Below are 344 nucleotides of genomic sequence, written 5' to 3'. Positions count from 1 at the left end.
GATCTTCAGCGAGAACGCCGAGGCGCCCGCGATGATCAGCTTCGGCTTGGTTTCGTGCGCGCGCTTTTCCAGTGCTTCGTAATCGATGTCTTCGTTCGCGTCCAGGCCGTAGCTGACCACGTTGAACCACTTGCCCGACATGTTCAGCGCCATGCCGTGGGTCAGGTGGCCGCCTTCGGCCAGGCTCAGGCCCATGATCGTGTCGCCCGGCTTCAGCACCGCGAAGAACACGCCCTGGTTCGCCTGCGAGCCCGAGTTCGGCTGCACGTTCGCCGCTTCCGCGCCGAACAGCGCCTTCACGCGGTCGATCGCCAGTTGCTCGACCACGTCCACGTTCTCGCAGC

General features: G+C 64.5%; 1 pseudogene. It reads right to left on the bottom strand.

Annotated features, from left to right (window positions below):
• Positions 1-344: pseudogene (gene glyA, locus ACYP33_RS23170) on the bottom strand (serine hydroxymethyltransferase); the annotation flags it as partial.

It is taken from the genome of Burkholderia sp. 3C (genome assembly GCF_054589155.1).
The sequence above is the reverse complement of the archived record's forward strand: the minus strand, read 5'-3'. Positions and strand labels throughout refer to the sequence as shown.